General features: G+C 72.7%; 10 protein-coding genes. 7 read left to right on the top strand and 3 right to left on the bottom strand.

The window, feature by feature from the left end:
• Positions 1 to 28 precede the first annotated feature (28 nt).
• Positions 29 to 4,714 carry an NAD-glutamate dehydrogenase gene (locus LHA35_RS06055; RefSeq protein WP_226605806.1) on the bottom strand — a complete coding sequence of 1,562 codons (4,686 nt, stop codon included), beginning with the start codon at positions 4,712 to 4,714 and terminating at the stop codon, positions 29 to 31.
• A 142-nt stretch (positions 4,715 to 4,856) separates the two neighbouring features.
• Between LHA35_RS06055 and LHA35_RS06050 the strand changes: the two genes are divergently transcribed.
• Both LHA35_RS06050 and LHA35_RS06045 read left to right on the top strand, forming a co-directional pair.
• Positions 4,857 to 6,083, top strand: coding sequence for a cupin domain-containing protein (locus LHA35_RS06050; protein ID WP_226605804.1), 1,227 nt, complete (start codon positions 4,857 to 4,859; stop codon positions 6,081 to 6,083).
• Between the two features lie 11 nt (positions 6,084 to 6,094).
• Entirely contained in the window at positions 6,095 to 6,592 is a 498-nt protein-coding gene (locus LHA35_RS06045; RefSeq protein WP_226605802.1) for an OmpA family protein, read from the top strand.
• 13 nt (positions 6,593 to 6,605) lie between these two features.
• Here LHA35_RS06045 and LHA35_RS06040 read toward each other — a convergent pair whose 3' ends face one another.
• On the bottom strand, positions 6,606 to 11,252 hold the full coding sequence (locus tag LHA35_RS06040; RefSeq protein WP_226605800.1) for a family 16 glycosylhydrolase: 4,647 nt from the start codon (positions 11,250 to 11,252) through the stop codon (positions 6,606 to 6,608).
• A 209-nt stretch (positions 11,253 to 11,461) separates the two neighbouring features.
• On the opposite strand from LHA35_RS06040, the gene LHA35_RS06035 reads away from it, so the two are divergent.
• Positions 11,462 to 12,433 carry a Bug family tripartite tricarboxylate transporter substrate binding protein gene (locus tag LHA35_RS06035; protein ID WP_226605798.1) on the top strand — a complete coding sequence of 324 codons (972 nt, stop codon included), beginning with the start codon at positions 11,462 to 11,464 and terminating at the stop codon, positions 12,431 to 12,433.
• Between the two features lie 133 nt (positions 12,434 to 12,566).
• Entirely contained in the window at positions 12,567 to 13,448 is an 882-nt protein-coding gene (locus LHA35_RS06030) for a hypothetical protein (RefSeq protein WP_226605796.1), read from the top strand.
• A gap of 181 nt (positions 13,449 to 13,629) precedes the next feature.
• Here LHA35_RS06030 and LHA35_RS06025 read toward each other — a convergent pair whose 3' ends face one another.
• Entirely contained in the window at positions 13,630 to 14,604 is a 975-nt protein-coding gene (locus tag LHA35_RS06025; protein WP_226605793.1) for a TerC family protein, read from the bottom strand.
• 415 nt (positions 14,605 to 15,019) lie between these two features.
• Between LHA35_RS06025 and LHA35_RS06020 the strand changes: the two genes are divergently transcribed.
• The 3 genes from LHA35_RS06020 (at position 15,020) to LHA35_RS06010 (ending at position 16,584) form a co-directional block, all read left to right on the top strand.
• Positions 15,020 to 15,286 (top strand): twin-arginine translocase TatA/TatE family subunit, encoded by a 267-nt coding sequence (locus LHA35_RS06020; protein ID WP_226605790.1) that lies wholly within the window; start codon positions 15,020 to 15,022, stop codon positions 15,284 to 15,286.
• Positions 15,287 to 15,428: 142 nt separating this feature from the next.
• Complete coding sequence (locus LHA35_RS06015) at positions 15,429 to 16,046, top strand: methylthioribulose 1-phosphate dehydratase (RefSeq protein WP_226605787.1); 618 nt, start codon at positions 15,429 to 15,431, stop codon at positions 16,044 to 16,046.
• A gap of 1 nt (position 16,047) precedes the next feature.
• Positions 16,048 to 16,584, top strand: a complete 537-nt coding sequence (locus LHA35_RS06010; RefSeq protein WP_226605785.1) for a 1,2-dihydroxy-3-keto-5-methylthiopentene dioxygenase — start codon at positions 16,048 to 16,050, stop codon at positions 16,582 to 16,584.
• Positions 16,585 to 16,758: the final 174 nt, after the last annotated feature.

The following is a 16,758-nucleotide window of genomic DNA, read 5'->3' as shown; positions in this document are numbered from 1 at the left end:
CGGGGCAGACTGCCCCGCTTCGCATCCGCTATGCCAGGGTCCGCAACGCCCGCACGGCGACGCCGATCGCCGCGAGGTCGCCGGCCGTCACCGCCTCCTGCGCAAGCTGCGCCAGGGCCGCGCCGTCCGGCACCTGCCCGCGCAGCCGCGCCGCCGCCAGCCGGGCCTGGGCGGCGCCGAGATCCTCCAGCAGCGCCGTCCTGGCGCGGGGACCGAAGGCACCGGGCGCGGGCGCGGCGGCGGCCGCCTGGCGCAGCGCGTCGATCCGGAAGCGGGCACCGATCTCGGCCCAGGCGGTCGCCGCGGCCTCGGCCGGCGCGCCGGTCTCGGCGGCGAGGCGCAGCACGATCGGCGCGGCGGCCAGGCGCGGCGCGGCGGCGGCCAGGACCACGGCGCGCTCCGGGATGCCGGCGGCACGCCAGGATGCCGCGCCGGGGGTCTCCGTCCCCGCGGCTGCCACCAGGGCCGCAAGGCCAGGCCGCAGCGCCTCCAGCGCCGTCCCGACCGGGCCCTCGGCGGTGCCGAGCAGCGCCTGCGCCGCCTCCTCCTGCAGCCGCCGCAGCGCCAGCAGCACCTCCAGCCTCGCCGCTGCCGGCGCGGGCGCGGCATCCGCCGCATCCGCCGCCTCGGGCAGGCCGAAGCCCTCCCCGGCCAGCCAGGCGGCGCGGGCTGCGGCGACCGGCCCGGCCTCGGCCGCGAGGCGCGCGAGGCCGGCGCAGCCCAGCCGGTTCGCCACCTCATTGGCAATGGCGGTCGCCACCAGCTCCCGCCGCAGCCGGTGCCGCGCGATCAGGTCGGGGAAGCGCTGCTGCAGGGGCTTCGGGAAATAGGCCAGCAGCACCGGCCCGAAGGCCGGGTCGTCCGGCAGGTCGCTCTCCGCCACCGCATCGGTCAGCCAGAGCTTCGCCAGCGGCAGCAGGGCGCAGATCGCCGGGCGCGTCAGCGCATCCCCCGCCCCGATGCGCGCGAGCATGGTCGCCGCATCCGGCAGACCGGCGACGCTGCGATCCAGCACGCCGGCCGCTTCCAGCCGCGCCATCAGCATCGCCTGGGCCGGCATCGCCTCGGCGCCCAGCCGCTCCTCCAGCGTCACCGCCAGGTGCTGGCGGTGGTTGTCGCGCAGCACCAGCTGGCCGACCTCCGCCGTCATCTCCCGCAGCAGCGCGTCGCGCTGCACCCGCGTCAGCCGGCCGCTCCGCTCGGCATCGGCCAGCAGGATCTTGATGTTGACCTCATGGTCGCTGGTCGAGACGCCGGCGGCGTTGTCCAGCGCATCGGTGTTGATCCTCCCGCCGGCGCGCGCGTATTCGACGCGCCCGGCCTGGGTGACGGCGAGATTGGCGCCCTCCCCCACCACCTTCGCCCGCAGTTCCGCGCCGTTCACGCGGATGGCGTCGTTGGCGCGGTCGCCGGCCTCGGCCTGGCTTTCCGTGTCCGCTTTCACATAGGTGCCGATGCCGCCGAAATAGAGCAGATCGACCCGCGCCTTCAGGATCGCCTGCATCACCTGCGCGGGCTCGGCGCGCTCCGCCTCGAGGCCGAGCAGCGCACGGATCTCGGGCGAGAGCGGGATGGTCTTCAGCGTGCGCGGGAAGACCCCGCCGCCATGCGAGATGAGCGCCTTGTCGTAATCCGCCCAGGAGGAGCGCGGCAGGGCGAAGAGCCGCGCCCGCTCGGCATAGCTGGTGTCCGGGTCCGGATCGGGGTCGAGGAAGATGTGCCGGTGGTCGAAGGCCGCGACCAGCTTCGTCTTGCGGCTGATCAGCAACCCGTTGCCGAAAACGTCGCCGCTCATGTCGCCGACGCCCGCGCAGGTGAATTCCTGCGCGAAGATGTCGTGGCCCATTTCGGAAAAATGCCGCGCCACCATCACCCAGGCGCCGCGGGCGGTGATGCCCATGGCCTTGTGGTCATAGCCGGCCGAGCCGCCACTGGCGAAGGCATCGCCCAGCCAGAAGCCGTATTCGGCCGAGAGCGCATTGGCGATGTCGGAGAAGGTGGCGGTGCCCTTGTCGGCGGCGACGACCAGATAGGGATCGTCGCCGTCGCGGCGCGCCATCCGCTCGGGCGGCACCACGCGGCCCTCCACCAGGTTGTCGGTGATGTCGAGCATGCCGCGGACGAGGATGCGGTAGCATTCGATGCCCTCGGCCAGGAAGGCCTCGCGGTCGCTCGCGGGCGGCGGGTGCTTGACGATGAAGCCGCCCTTGGCGCCGGTCGGCACGATGACGACGTTCTTGACCCGTTGCGCCTTCATGAGGCCGAGGATTTCCGTGCGGTAATCCTCCCTGCGGTCCGACCACCGGATCCCGCCCCGGGCCACCGGCCCCGCGCGCAGATGGGTGCCTTCCATCCGCGGCGAGTGGACGAAGATCTCCCGCCAGGGCCTTGGCGCCGGCATCTCGCCGGCCGCGGCGCTGTCGATCTTCAGCGACAGCCAGGTCCTGCCCTGGTGGTAGTTGGTCCGCAGCACGGCATCGAGCAGCCGGCGCAGCCGCGTCAGGATGCGGTCCTCGTCCGGGTTCTCCACCTGGTCGAGCAGCGCGACCCATTCCGCAGGCAGCGCCGCCTCGCCCTCGCCATCGGGGTCGAAGCGCGCATGGAAGAGGTCGAGCAGCAGCCGCGCCGCCCGCGGCTGCGCCACCAGGGCCGCCTCCACCGCCTGCTGCGAGAAGCCGAAGCCCACCTGCTTCAGGTAACGGTACATCGCGCGCAGCAGCCAGCATTCCCGCCAGCCGAGGCCCGCGCGCAGCACCAGCCGGTTGAAGCCATCCGCCTCGGCGCGCCCGTCCATCAGCGCCTCCAGGGCCTCGAGCAGCGCCGGGAATCGCTCCGGCCCCGCTGGTGCGGCGGGCAGCAGCGTGAAGACATGCAGCACCACCGCCGCGCCATCCGCCGGCACCAGCCGATAGGGCACTTCCTCGATGGCCCGCAGGTCCAGGCTCTCGAAGAGCGGCAGGACATCGGCCAGGGGCAGCGGCCGGCCGGGATTGGCCAGGCGCAGCAGCAGCCCCTCCGCCCCCGGCGGATGCACCAGCGCGGCGGCGGGCTTCCCCTCCGCCAGGGCACGCTCGGCCAGCGCCAGGTCGGCGACGCCCTGGGCGCCCGTCGCCCCCTCCCGGTAGGCGGCGGGGAAGGCGTCCCGCCAGCGCGCCAGCGCCCGGGCCGCGCCGCCCTCCCCGCGCTCGGCCGCCAGCGCCTCCGCCAGCCGGTCGGGGAAGCTGCGGGCGGCCTGGGCGATCGCCGCCTCCAGCACCGCCCCGTCCACCGCCGGCACGCGGCCGGGCGTGGTGCCGATGATGTAGTGGATGCGGGCCAGGGGCGAATCGCCCATCGCGATGTAGAAGGCGCTGAGGCTCCCGTCATAGGCCCGCGCCAGCATCGCGCCGACGCGCTCCCGCAGCCGCGTGTCGAAGGTGTCGCGCGGCAGCCAGGCGATGGCGGAGACGAAGCGCCCGAAGGGGTCGGGGCGCAGCACCAGCGCCGGGCGCGGGCGCACCTGCAGGTCGAGCGCGCGGCGCGCGCCCTCCAGGATCGCCGCCTCCGGCGCCTGGAACAGCTCGTCGCGCGGCCAGGTGTCGAGGATGTTGCGCAGCGCCCGTCCGTCATGCCCCTCGGGATCGAGGCCGGAGGCGGCCTGGATGCGCCCCACCTTCTCCGCCAGCATCGGGATGCTGCGCGGGTTGCGGTTGTAGGCCGCGGCGGCGAAGAGGCCGAGGAAGAGCCGCCCGCCCGTGACGCGCCCGTCCGGCCCGAAGAGGCGCGTCGCCACCACATCGGCATGCTGCGGCCGGTGCACCGAGCTGCGCATATTGGCCTTGGCGACCGTGACCGGCGTCGGCTCCCCCAGCGCCGCGCGCACGGCGGGCGGCAGATGCGCCGGGTCGCGCAGCACGTCGAAGACCGGCAGGTCCGGGTCGCGCAGCAGGCCGAGATTCTCCGCCGCGACGACCGAGATCTCGCCCTCCGGCGAGAGCGCGAGGCGGCGGTGGCCGAGCAGGACGAAATTGTCCTCGGCCAGCCAGCGCAGGAAGGCGGCCCCGCCCGGCTCGGCGCCTGGGGGCGCGGCGGCGACCTCCTGCTCCGCCCTGCGCAGCGCCGCCGCCATATCGGGGAAATCCGTCACCGCCTGGCGGACATCGGCCATGGCGCGGTCCAGCGCCGCCTCCAGCGCCGGCCAGTCATCCGCCGCGCCGCGGGCCTGGCCCGGCAGCATGGCGGCCGGCATGGCGCCAAGGGTGATGCGCATCATGCTCTCGGCCGCGCCGCCGCCATCCTCCCCCGGCGGCGGGTCCAGCGCGAGCAGCCGCCCGGCGGCGTCCCGCCGCACCGGCACAACCGGGTGCAGCAATTGCTTCACCACCCGCCCCTGCCGCGCCAGCGCGCCAAGGGCGCTGTCCACCAGGAAGGGCATGTCGTCGGTGACGATCTCGGCGACCGCATGCGGACCCTGGCCCGGCCCCGGCGGCAGCAGGCGGATGCGCGCCTGGCCCGGCGGCCGGTCCTGGGCGAGGGCGAAGAGGCTGGCCGCAGCCGCCGCCACCGCCTCGGCCGGCATGGCGGCAAGCTCGGCGGTCGGCACCCCCGCATGCAGCAGGTGCAGCAGCCGCGCCGCATCCGGCGGCAGGTCGGGTGCGAGGCGGGCGAGCGCCTCCTCGGCCGTGCGGAGCAGTTCCTGGCGCGCGGTATCGCCCGCGGGGGCAAGATCCGTCATGGCGGCGTCATTCTCCCTGGCCATGGGTTAGGTCGGGCCTCCCCGGCCCGGGCACAACCCGCCCGCGCCGCCTCCGTTGCGATTCCGCGCACAGCGCTTGGGGCATGACCCGCCGGCCCCGGATCGGTTAGGCTTGGCGTCCATGAGCATGACCTTCGCCGAGCTGCTGGCGCCGATGACGCCGGAACAGTTCTTCGCCGAGTATTATGACCGCAAGCCGCTGCACATCCGCGGGGGCCTGGCGAAATTCGCCGGCGTGCTGTCCTGGCGGCAGATCAACCGGCTGCTGGACATGACGCATATCTGGTCCAGCCAGTCGCTGAAGCTGGTGCTGGACGGCACGCCCATCCCGGCCGAGCAGTACTGCGCCCGCGCCACCAGCCGGGACAACGACCAGGTGATGCAGCCGGTGGCGGCGATGGTGCAGGACTGGGTGCGGCGCGGCGCCAGCGTGGTGCTGAACGACGTGGACAGCCTGACCCCCGGCCTCGCCGCGGTCAGCCATGCGCTGGAATCCGCCGGGCTCGGCAAGGCGCAGGGCAATGTCTACATCTCCTGGCAGAGCCACAAGGCCTTCCCGACGCATTACGACACCCATGATGTCTGGGCGGTGCAGGTGGAGGGCGAGAAGACCTGGAATCTCTGGGAAGGCCGCGCGGACTGGCCCATCCCGCACCCGGCCTTCCGCACCGTGAGCCAGGCGCAGCATGAGCAGGCCAAGGGCAGGCTGCGCGAGAAGGTGCTGCTGAAGGCGGGCGACCTCCTCTACCTGCCGCGCGGCTGGTACCATGACGCGCTGGCCGAGGCGCCGGCCTCGGTCCACATCGCCTATGGCGTGCATGCGCCGCTCGGGATGGACCTGCTCAACATCCTGCATGAGCGGGCGCTCTACGATGCGGAGTTCCGCAAGCCGCTGCCGCGGCAGGACGGCTCGGCCGCCGCGAAATTCGCTCTCACCAGCCGGGCCGCGCTGCTCGGCCAGCGCCTCGCGGAGCTGTGCCGCGACCCGAAGGTGATGGAGGTGCTGGAGCGCTTCGTCGCCGGCTACCGGTTCGAGCGCGGCGGCAACGACCTGCTGGCGGCGCGCGGGCTGGCGGCGCCGGAGGTCGCGGCGGCGGGCGCCGGCGAGGACGCCCCCGCCTGGAAGGTGCTGGCGCCGGGCACCAGGCCGGTGCGGCGCGGCGCGGACTGGGTGATCAGGACCGCGCAGGGCAGCCTGCCGCTGGCGCCGCCGGAGGCCGAGGCGGCAGGCTGGATCCTGGCGCGACCGGATGTGGCGGAACCGGAGCTGCGCGCCGCGCATCCGGCGGTGGATGCGCCGGCGCTGCTCGCCCGGCTGCGCGATGCCGGCCTGCTGGCGGCCGCCTGATGCTGCCCGCCATGCTGCTTCTCGCCGCGCTGGTGCCGGGCACCGCCCTGGCCCAGCCGCGCGCCTTCACCTGCGTCGGGGCCGAACATCTGGAGGAGGATGTCTTCGCCATCCCCTTCGCCCGCGGCGCCACCGCGCCGGGCGAGGCGGCACGGACCAACCTGGCCGCGGCGGTGGAGCGGGCGAAGCGCGAGCCGGAGCGCAACCTCTGCGTCCTCGGCCATGCCGGGCCGCAGGAGGGCGGGGCGCAATCCGGCCTGCAACTGGCGGCGAAACGCGCGGGGGAGGTGGCGGCGGCGCTGGCGAAGCTCGGCATCGAGCGCGACCGCATCCGCGCCGAGGCCCGCCGCGCCGCCTTCGCCCGCGGAGCGGTGCCGGAGGAGCGGAGCGTGACGGTGGTGCTGATGCCGGTGGTGCCAGGGGCGGCCAGGCCCGCGGAGGGCACCGAAGCCCCGGCCCGCCCTCCCGCGCGCGCGCCGGAGGCGGAGCGGCCGGCGGCGCGCCCCTGAACGCACCGCGCCCTCAGGCGAGGACGTAGTCCCCCTGCAGCGTGACAGAGGTCACGCCCTTCAGCAGGATCGAATCACCGCCCGCGAATTGCAGCAGGATATCGCCCCCGGTGGGGGTGATGACCAGGTCGGAGAGTTGGGCCTGGAAGCCGCGCAGGTCGAGCCGGTCCCGCCCGAGGCCGAAATCCGCCACGGTGTCGGCGCCGCAGCCCGGCGCGAAGGCGAAGGTATCATCGCCCGTGCCGCCGATCAGCCAATCCGCGCCGGCGCCGCCATCCAGCCAGTCATTGCCTGCCCCGCCATCCAGGGTATTCGCGGCGGCATTGCCGATGATGCGGTTGTCCAGCTCGTTGCCGGTGCCGGCGATCGGGGCGGTCCCGGTCAGCCGCAGATTCTCGAGCGCCACGCCGAGCGTGAAGGTCACGCTGCTCTGCACCGAATCAAGGCCCTCGCCGGGCAGTTCCACGACCAGGTCGGATGGATCATCGACCACATAGGTGTCGTCGCCGAGGCCGCCGATCAGCGTATCGGCCCCGGCGCCGCCATCCAGCCAGTCATCGCCCGCCAGCCCTTCCAGCCGGTTCCGCCCGGCATTGCCGATCATCCTGTTGTCCAGCTCGTTGCCGGTGCCGGCGAGGTCGGCGGTGCCGGCCAGCACCAGCCGCTCCAGATGGGCGCCGAGGGTCCAGGAGAGGCTGGCGGTGACGACGTCATTGCCCTCACCGGCCAGTTCCACCACCTGGTCGCCCGGATCGTCCACCACATAGCTGTCATCGCCGGCGCCGCCCGCCATCAGGTCGGCGCCCGTCCCGCCATCCAGGGTATCGTTGCCCGCCCCGCCGATCAGCGTATCCGCGCCGCCCAGCGCGAAGAGGCGCGAGCCGGCGGCATTGGCGGTCATGCGGTTGTCCAGCGCGTTGCCGGTGCCGCCGATCGCCGCCATGCCGATAAGCGTGAGGTTCTCGACCGCCGCGCCGAGCGTGTAGCTGATGGCGCTCCGCACCAGGTCGGTCCCTTCCCCGAGCTGTTCCACGACCAAGTCCTGCGGGTCGTCGATCACATAGGTGTCGTCGCCAAGGCCGCCAATCAGCGTATCGGCTCCGGCGCCGCCATCCAGCCAGTCATCGCCCGCCAGCCCCTCCAGCCGGTTCCGCCCGGCATTGCCGGTCATCCGGTTGGCCAGCTCGTTGCCGGTGCCGGCGAGCCCGGCGGTGCCGGCCAGCACCAGCCATTCCAGATGCGCGCCGAGGGTCCAGGAGAGGCTCGCGGTGACGCCGTCATTGCCCTCGCCGGCCAGTTCCACCACCTGGTCGCCCGGATCGTCCACCACATAGCTGTCATCGCCGGCGCCGCCTGCCATCAGGTCGGCGCCGGTCCCGCCCTCCAGCCAATCGGCGCCCGCCCCGCCGGTCAGCGTGTCGTTGCCCTCCAGACCCAGCAGGCGCGAGCCGGCGGCATTGGCGGTGAGCCGGTTGTCCAGCGCATTGCCGGTGCCCTCGATCGCCGCCGTCCCGGTCAGGGTGAGATTTTCCAACGCGGCGCCGAGCGTGTAGCTGATGGCGCTCCGCACCAGGTCGGTCCCTTCCCCGGGCTGTTCCACGATCAGGTCCTGCGGGTCGTCGATCACATAGGTGTCGTCGCCAAGGCCGCCGATCAGCGTATCGGCCCCGGCCCCGCCATCCAGCCAATCATAACCCGCCAGCCCTTCCAGCCGGTTCCGCCCGGCATTGCCGGTCAGGATGTTGTCCAGCGCGTTGCCGGTGCCGGTGAGGTCGGCGGTGCCGGTCAGCACCAGCGCCTCGAGCTGGGTGCCGAGGATGTAGGACAGGCTGCTGCGCACGGTGTCATGGCCGCCACCGGCGGCCTCGACCACCCGGTCGCCCGGGTCGTCCACGACATAGGTGTCATCGCCGCCGCCACCGGTCATGGAATCCGCGCCGGTCCCGCCCTCCAGCCAATCGGCGCCCGCCCCACCGGTCAGCGTGTCGTTGCCCTCCAGGCCCAGCAGGCGCGAGCCGGCGGCATTGGCGGTGAGCCGGTTGCTCAGCGCATTGCCGGTGCCCTCGATCGCCGCCGTACCGATGAGGGTGAGGTTCTCCAGCGCGGCGCCGAGCGCATAGGAGATGGAGCTCCGCACCAGGTCGGTGCCTTCCCCGGGCAGTTCCACGATCAGGTCCGATGGATCATCGACCACATAGGTGTCATTGCCCGGGCCGCCGATCAGCGTATCGGCCCCGGCCCCGCCATCCAGCCAGTCATGGCCCGCCAGCCCTTCCAGCCGGTTCCGCCCGGCATTGCCGGTCAGGGTGTTGTCCAGCTCGTTGCCGGTGCCGGTAAGGTCGGCGGTGCCGGTCAGGGTCAGCTTCTCCAGCTCGGCGCCCAGCACCCAGGAGAGGGAGGCGGAGACGAGGTCGATGCCCTCGCCCGGCAATTCCACCACCCGATCGGCCGCATCATCGACGCTGAAGGTGTCGTTGCCGGTGCCGCCGATCATCAGATCCGCGCCGGCCCCGCCATGCAGCGAATCATGGCCCGCGCCGCCATCCAGGGTATTCGCGCCGGCATTGCCGAAGATGCGGTTGTCCAGCTCGTTGCCGGTGCCGGCGAGATCGGCGGTGCCGGCCAGCACCAGCCGCTCCAGATGGGCGCCGAGGGTCCAGGAGAGGCTGGCGGTGACGACGTCATTGCCCTCACCGGCCAGTTCCACCACCTGGTCGCCCGGATCGTCCACCACATAGCTGTCATCGCCGGCGCCGCCCGCCATCAGGTCGGCGCCCGTCCCGCCATCCAGGGTATCGTTGCCCGCCCCGCCGATCAGCGTATCCGCGCCGCCCAGCGCGAAGAGGCGCGAGCCGGCGGCATTGGCGGTCATGCGGTTGTCCAGCGCGTTGCCGGTGCCGCCGATCACTGCCATGCCGGTCAGGGTGAGATACTCGACCGCATTGCCGAGGGTGTAGCTCACGCTGCTGCGGACGAGGTCGGTCCCCTCGCCCGCGCGCTCGACGACGACATCGCTCGTGCTGTCGACGATATAGGTATCGTCGCCGCCCATGCCGATCATCCGGTCCGCGCCGCTGCCCCCGTCCAGCGTGTCATGGCCGGGGCCGCCGATCAGATAGTCCCGCCCCTCCAGGCCGAGGAGCAGCGTATGGCCGAGGCCCGCATAGAGCCGGTTGTCGAGCGCATTCCCGGTGCCGGTGAGGTCCGCCGATCCCGACAGCCGGAGATTGTGCATCCCGTCGGGCAGCACCGCATCGACATCGCTGACCAGGGTGTCACGAGTGTCGACATGGGCTGCAATCGTCTCGGGCGCATAGGCATAGGCGCGGACATGGTCGATGCGGAGCTCGGCGCCGGGGCCGGCGGTATCGGCAAGGCTGGTGACGGCCAGGTTGAGCAGCAGGTACATCGGCTGGCTCACATCGGCCGGCGTCGGCGCGCTGGCCACCTCCACCCCGTCCAGGTACCAGCGGATCTGGTCGGGCAGCCAGCTCACGCCATAGGTGTGGTAGCCGCCGGTACCGTCGAAGGCCACCGGCAGGCTGATGGAGTCGCGCGTGGCGCCGATATTGGTGTGGACGGTGAAGCTCACCGTCCCGTCCCCCCGCCCGAAACTCTCCAGCACATCGATCTCCGGCGGCCAGCTGAGATCCACCGGCAGCATCCAGAAGGCCGGCCACCAGCCGAGGCCGGCGGGTAGTTGCATCCGGGCCTCGAAATAACCGTAGAGCTGGGCGAAGGACCCTTGCGTGGTGATGAGGCCGGAGGTGAAGGGCAGGCCCAGCGGATTGCCGCCCGGCGCGGCGCTGATCACCAGCGCCCCGTCCTCCAGCCGGAAGGGGTCCACCCCCACCGAGGCATCCGAGTAGTATTGCCGCTCCCCGTTGCTGCTGAGGGTGCGGCCGTTCCCGGAATAGGTGGTGCGCCAGCCCTGGCTGCCATCGGCGGACCAGGTGAAGCTGTCGAACTCCTCGGCGAAGGTCAGGGTGAGCATGGCGACATCCGGCGGCAGCATGATGTCGGCGGCCGAGAGCGCCGCGCGATCGACCCCGAGCAGGGTGACGCCCTGCCCGCCGCCGAGATCGAGATGCAGGTCGGCGCCGTCCTGCCGCAGGGCCGCCAGCACCGCTTCCGGCGTCCCGAAGCCGGGAAAGGCGGCGAGGTGGAGGCGGTCCTCGCCGGGCTGGAAATCGGTGATGACGTCCCAGCCGCCGCCGGCCAGCATCTGGAACTGGTCCGCGCCGCCGCCGCCCGTCAGCAGGTCGTTGCCGCCGCCGCCGTTCAGGACCTGGGCGTGGTCGTTCCCCTCGATGCGGTTGGCCAGGGCGTTGCCCCCGCCATAGGCACGGTCGCCGAGGAGGACGAGGTTCTCGACCTCCTCCGGCAGGATGACCGAGAGGGCGGTGGAGATGATGGTGTCCACCCCTTCCCCCGCCCGCTCGATGACCATGTCGTAGCCGCGGGCCAGGTGGTAGGTGTCATCGCCCGCGCCGCCGAGCAGGGTGGCCCGGCCGCTGCCGGGCGGGCCCTGCAAAGCGTCATCGCCGGGCGTACCCTCGACCAGGAGATCGGGCAGCTTGCCGATGATGCTCTGGCCAGGGACGGCGCTGCGGGGCAGGCCGAGGGCTGCCGCCACGATGCTCTGGAGGTCGTCGGACATGTTGGATTTTCCCGGGCGAAATTGTTCTGGGCGGGCGCTTTCAGACCCGATCTGGAGTTCCAGCATAAAACCATAGCTAGCTGTTTGAGTCCGCCAAACAACCACAAGTAGTTACATCCGGCAAAATGGCCGGGGCAGACCGCCCTTTACGTCGCCGCAGCGGCCGTGCTGGAAGCGGGCCGATACGCCCCGCCGGAGGACAACCCTGCATGCCGATCCCGCGCCGCACCCTGCTCGCCCTTCCGGCCCTGCTGCCGGCGGCCCGCGCCGCTGCCCAGGCGCCCTGGCCGGAGCGGCCGGTGCGCTTCATCGTGCCCTTCCCGGCAGGCTCCACCCCGGACACCACCGGCCGGGCGGTCGCGGCGCATTTCGCCCGCGCCTTCGGCCAGCCCTTCGTGGTGGAGAACCGCCCCGGCGCCGGCGGCAATATCGGCACGGATGCGGTCGCCAAGGCGACCGACGGCCACACCATCGGCCTGACCATCAACGGCCCGTTGAGCACCGCGCGGGCGCTCTACCCGGACCTGCCCTACGACCCGGGCCGGGACCTCACCATCGCCTCCCTGCTCGTGCGGGCGGCGCAACTGCTGGTGGTGCACCCTGCGGTGCCGGCGCAGGACCTGGCCGGCTTCGTCGCGCATGTGCGGGCCAATCCCGGCAAGCTCTCCTTCGGCTCGGTCGGCTCCGGCTCGGGCGGGCATCTCGCCATGGCGGATCTGATGGCGCGGGCCGGGCTCGACATGGTGCATGTCCCCTATCGCGGCTTCCCGCAGGCGACCCTCGACCTGGTGGCGGGACGGATCGAGGCGATGGTGGTGGTCTCGGCCGGCATCCTGCCGCAGGTCCGGGAGGGACGGGTGCGCGCGCTCGCCGTGACCGCGGAGCGGCGCATTCCGCAGGCGCCCGATGTCCCGACCCTGGCCGAGGCCGGTGTCCCGGATGCCGCGAGCTATGCCTGGAACGCGCTGATCGCGCCGGCCTCCACGCCCCCCGCCCGCGTGGCGCGCCTGGCGGAGGAGGCGGCGAAGGCGCTGGCCGAACCGCAGACCCGCGGCGCCCTGGAAGCCGGCGGCTTCGAGGTGGTGGGGAGCGGGCCGGAGGAGGCGGCGCGCTTCGTCGCGGCGGAAACCAGGCGCTGGAGCGGGCTGATCACGCGCCTCGGAATCAAGGCGGAGGCGTGAGCGCCGGGCGCGGCGCCGGCCCGATGTCACCCTGACGGGAGCCGCCCTCCCCTCCCCCGATCGTCAGCGCCACCCTGCCGCGGCCGATCCATGCTGGCGCCGCCGGGTCCCTGATCGGCGGAGGCCATCCCGCATGCCGTCCGTCCACCGCTGCGCGCCTGCGGGGTTCTGGCTCCTGGCGCTGCATCTTGCCCTGCTGCCGGCGCTGGCGACCCCCGCACCGGCCGAGCCGGCGGCACCGGGCATGATCGATCTCCTGCCCTCCCAGCCGCTGCGCGACGCCTGGGTGGCGGCCGGCCGGCCGACCGTGGTGCTGGTGCCCGACCATCTCGGCCTGGATGCCCGCGGCGCCTTCCATGCCGCGGCGATGCTGGAGCGCGGCCTGGCGGTGGTGCTGCTCGACCTGCCGGCCGAGCCTGGCATGGGGCTTGGCGACCGGCTGCGGCCGCGGCCGGGCCTGCGGGCGGAGGCCGCGCCGGCGCTGCTGCCGGTGCTCGTCGCCCTGCTGGCCCGGCTCGAGGAGCAAGGGCTGCCGCCCGAGGGCGGGCCGCGCCGGGCGATCGGCCTGCTCGGCCTCGGCACGGGCGGGGAGGCGGCGCTGCTGGCGGCACGGGCGGCACCCCCGCCCGGGGTGTCGCGCTTCCGCGCCCATGCCGCGCTCTACCCCACCTGCGCCAGCCCGGCGCTGCGGGAAGCCGGGGCGGCCCCGGCCGGCGGCGCTCCGGTCCTGCTCATCCTGCCGCATGCCGGCGGGGCGGGTGACCTGCCGGGCGGCTGCGCCCGGCTGTTCGATCCGCAGGGCCGGCCGGCAACCGATCCCGTGCTGCTGCGCAGCTATGATTCACTCGGCTACGGCTTCGACCTCTGGCCCGCCACGGCCTGGCAGGCGCGCGATGCCGCCTTCGACCCGCTGCGCTTCGACGCGCTGCGGGCCGAGCTGGCGCGGCAGGACATTGCCCGGTTCTTCGCCCGGGCCCTCGCCCCGGAGCGGGCCGTGCAGGCCAGCCGCCGGTGATGCCCGGCGCGGTGCGCCGGCGGTGGGCGGCTGCGCGCCCGGCGGCGTTGCGCAGCGGCCGCGGGGCCGCCGGCCAGGGTCGGGCCCTCCTGCGGCCGGCGCATGAAAAAGGCCCGGATGCGCCACCGCATCCGGGCCCGGTTGCCGTGGCGCGGGCGGTGCCGCCCGCGCCGCCCCGGGGTCAGACCGTCGCCGGCTTCCCCTCCCCCCGCGTCCGCCACAGGCTGAGCGCGATGGAGCCGGCGATGATGGTGCCGGTCAGCGCCAGGGCGTATTCCACCGGCACCGCCTTGCCGCCCGCGACGTAGTTCGCCAGCATCTTGGCGCCCACGATCATCAGCACGATCGACAGGCCGTGCTTCAGGTACTTGAAGCGGTGGATGATGCCGGAGAGCGCGAAATACATCGCCCGCAGGCCGAGGATGGCAAAGACATTGGCGGTGTAGACGATGAAGGGATCGGTCGTGACCGCGAAGATGGCCGGGATGCTGTCGAGCGCGAAGACCAGGTCGGTCAGCTCGACCAGCACCAGCACCAGGGCCAGCGGCGTCAGCATCCACTTCCCGGCCTCCCGCACGGTGAAGCGGTTGCCGCGGTAGCCGTCGGTCACCGGCAGGCGGCGCTCCATCCACTTGAGCACCGGGTTGTCCCGCGGGTCGCCCTCCTCCTCGCCGACCGAGCGCAGCATCTTGTAGCCGCTCCAGATCAGGAACAGGCCGAAGAGGATCATGATCCAGTCGAATTCCCGGAGCAGGGAGGTGCCAAGCAGGATCATCGCCCCGCGCATGACCAGCGCCCCGAGGATGCCCCAGAACAGCACGCGATGCTGGTACTGCGGCGGCACGCCGAACCGGCCGAAGATCAGGACGAAGACGAAGATGTTGTCGACCGAGAGCGACCACTCGATCACATAGCCGGTCAGGAATTCGAGGGCGCGGGTGGAACGCTCCTCGGCCGGGCCGTAGGAGGTCCAGAGGAAGGCGCAGAAGCCGAGGGCGAGGAGGACATAGGCGCCGGACTTGATCAGCGCGGTCTTCACCGGCACCGGGGCCGGGTCGCCATTGGCGTCCTTCTTGGCAAAGACGCCGAGATCCAGCAGCAGCAGGCCGAGCACGGCTGCGTTGAAGGTGACCCAGAACCAGATGTTCGGTTCCATCACATGATCCTCTCTGGCGCGCCCGGAGGAAGCATGCGGTGGAATCCGCGGGCCCGGACGCGCAATGGTTGCACGCATCCGACATCGCGGCTGGCAGCCCGGCGAACAGACGGGACTGCCGGCACCGCCAGAGGGGCCCGGATAGGGACCAAGCTAGGAGAACTCGATTCCGGTTTCAAGCCCGTTGTCTCGGCGCGGTCGCCGGCCCATCTCCGGGTTTGCGCTGCCGGGGGTGGCGCACTAGTGTCCGCGCGAGTGCCATGGCGAGGGGCGGGAAGACCGCGGCCGGAACCAGGGCAGGGCGTGGCCGCCCAGCGCCGCCGGAGCAGGTCCCCTGACGATGTCGCACCGCGACGTCCAGGGGACCCGAAGGCAGCGCCGGGCGCGACAACAGACAGGGTTATCGGGGCGTCACATGGGTTCCTTCAGCATCTGGCACTGGCTCGTCGTGCTGCTGGTCGTCCTGCTGCTCTTCGGCAGCGGCAAGATCAGCGGGCTCATGGGCGACCTGGCCACCGGCATCAAGTCCTTCAAGAAGAACATGAAGGACGACGAACCGGACGCCTCGCTGGCCGAAAGCGCGCCTCCCGCGGCGACCCCGCCGGCCGGCACCATCAGCGGCCCCGCGGCCACCCAGCCGAACCAGGCCAGCACCACCTCGACGAGCCGCCCGGCCGCCTGAGACGGCCCGGCCGGGCCGACCGCGCCCCCCCTGGAGGGCGGCGCGGACAGGCCATGCCGCGCCTTGCCTTCCCCAGGGCTGGTTGAGAAAGGGCGCCTCCCGCGCGGGCGGCGCCCGCTTTCGTTCCTTTTCAGGTTGCAGGATGTCCGACGACGCCTTCGCCGCCGCCACGGCGGCGATCATCGCGGCCGGCCAGCGGATGGACCGCTTCGGCTGGGTCCCCGCCACGGCGGGCAATATTTCCGTCCGCCTGCCGGACGACGCCGTCGCCATCACGCGCTCGGGCGGTCATAAGGGCTTCCTCGACGTCAACGGCGTGATCCGGGTGGACCTGGACGGCCGCCCGCTCCGCCCCGGCGACCGCCCCTCGGCCGAGACCGGGCTGCATTGCGGCATCTACCGCCGCTTCCCCGATGCGGGCGCGGTGCTGCACGGCCATTCCGTGCCGGTCACCCACCTTTCCCGGACCGGCGGCGACAGCATCCGGCTGGAAGGCTACGAGCTGCTGAAGGCCTTCCCGGGCCTGCCGACGCATGAGGCGGCGATCGCGCTGCCGGTCTTCGACAACGACCAGGACATTGCCCGGCTGCAGTCCGCGGTGGACCGCCGCTGGGACGAACTTGGACAAGTGCCGCCGGGCTACCTGATCCGGGGCCATGGCATCTATGTCTGGGGCGCCGACATGCCGGCCGCGCTGATGCGGCTGGAGGCGCTGGAATTCATGCTCGCCTGCGAATTGGAGAAGAGGAGGGCCGCCTGAGATGAGCCGCCTGACCGTGTGGGAGGCCGAGACCGGCCGCCAGCTTCTGAAGACCGAGGATGCCGCCGAGATCGCCGCGGCGCTGCAGGGAATCGGGGTGCGCTTCGAGCGCTGGGAGGGCGTCGCCCTGCCCGAGAGCGCGACGAACGAGCAGGTGCTGGAAGCCTACCGCCCCTATCTCAGCAAGCTGATGGGCGAGACAGGCGCGGGCAGCGCCGATGTGGTCTCCCTGACGCCGGACCACCCGCAGGCCGGGGCGATGCGCGCCAAGTTCCTCTCGGAGCATGTCCATACCGAGGATGAGGTGCGCTTCTTCGTCCGCGGCAGCGGCGATTTCGTCATGCATGTGGACGGCAAGGTCTGGGACGCGCATTGCGTGCAGGGCGACCTGATCAGCGTGCCGGCCAATACCCGGCACTGGTTCGACGCCGGCGAGCGCCCGTATTTCACCGCGCTGCGCGTCTTCACCGACCAGTCCGGCTGGGTGGCGCATTTCACCGGCAGCGACATCGCGGAGCGCTTCCCGGTCGCGGCCTGACCGCGCCCATCCCGGGGCGGCCGGCGCCCCCGCGCCACCGCCCGACGCCGCGGATTGGCGCTGCTGTCCCGGGCCACCGATCCGCGAAAAATTCCAGTCTTTCGCGCCCGGTCGCGTGCGGCCTTCCGTGGCCCCACGCGATCGGCGCTGTCGCCGCCAAGCGGAGAGAGGCCT

Origin of the sequence: Roseicella aerolata (assembly GCF_020523605.1) — a bacterium.
Lineage (GTDB): Bacteria > Pseudomonadota > Alphaproteobacteria > Acetobacterales > Acetobacteraceae > Paracraurococcus > Paracraurococcus aerolatus.
The sequence above is the reverse complement of the archived record's forward strand: the minus strand, read 5'-3'. Positions and strand labels throughout refer to the sequence as shown.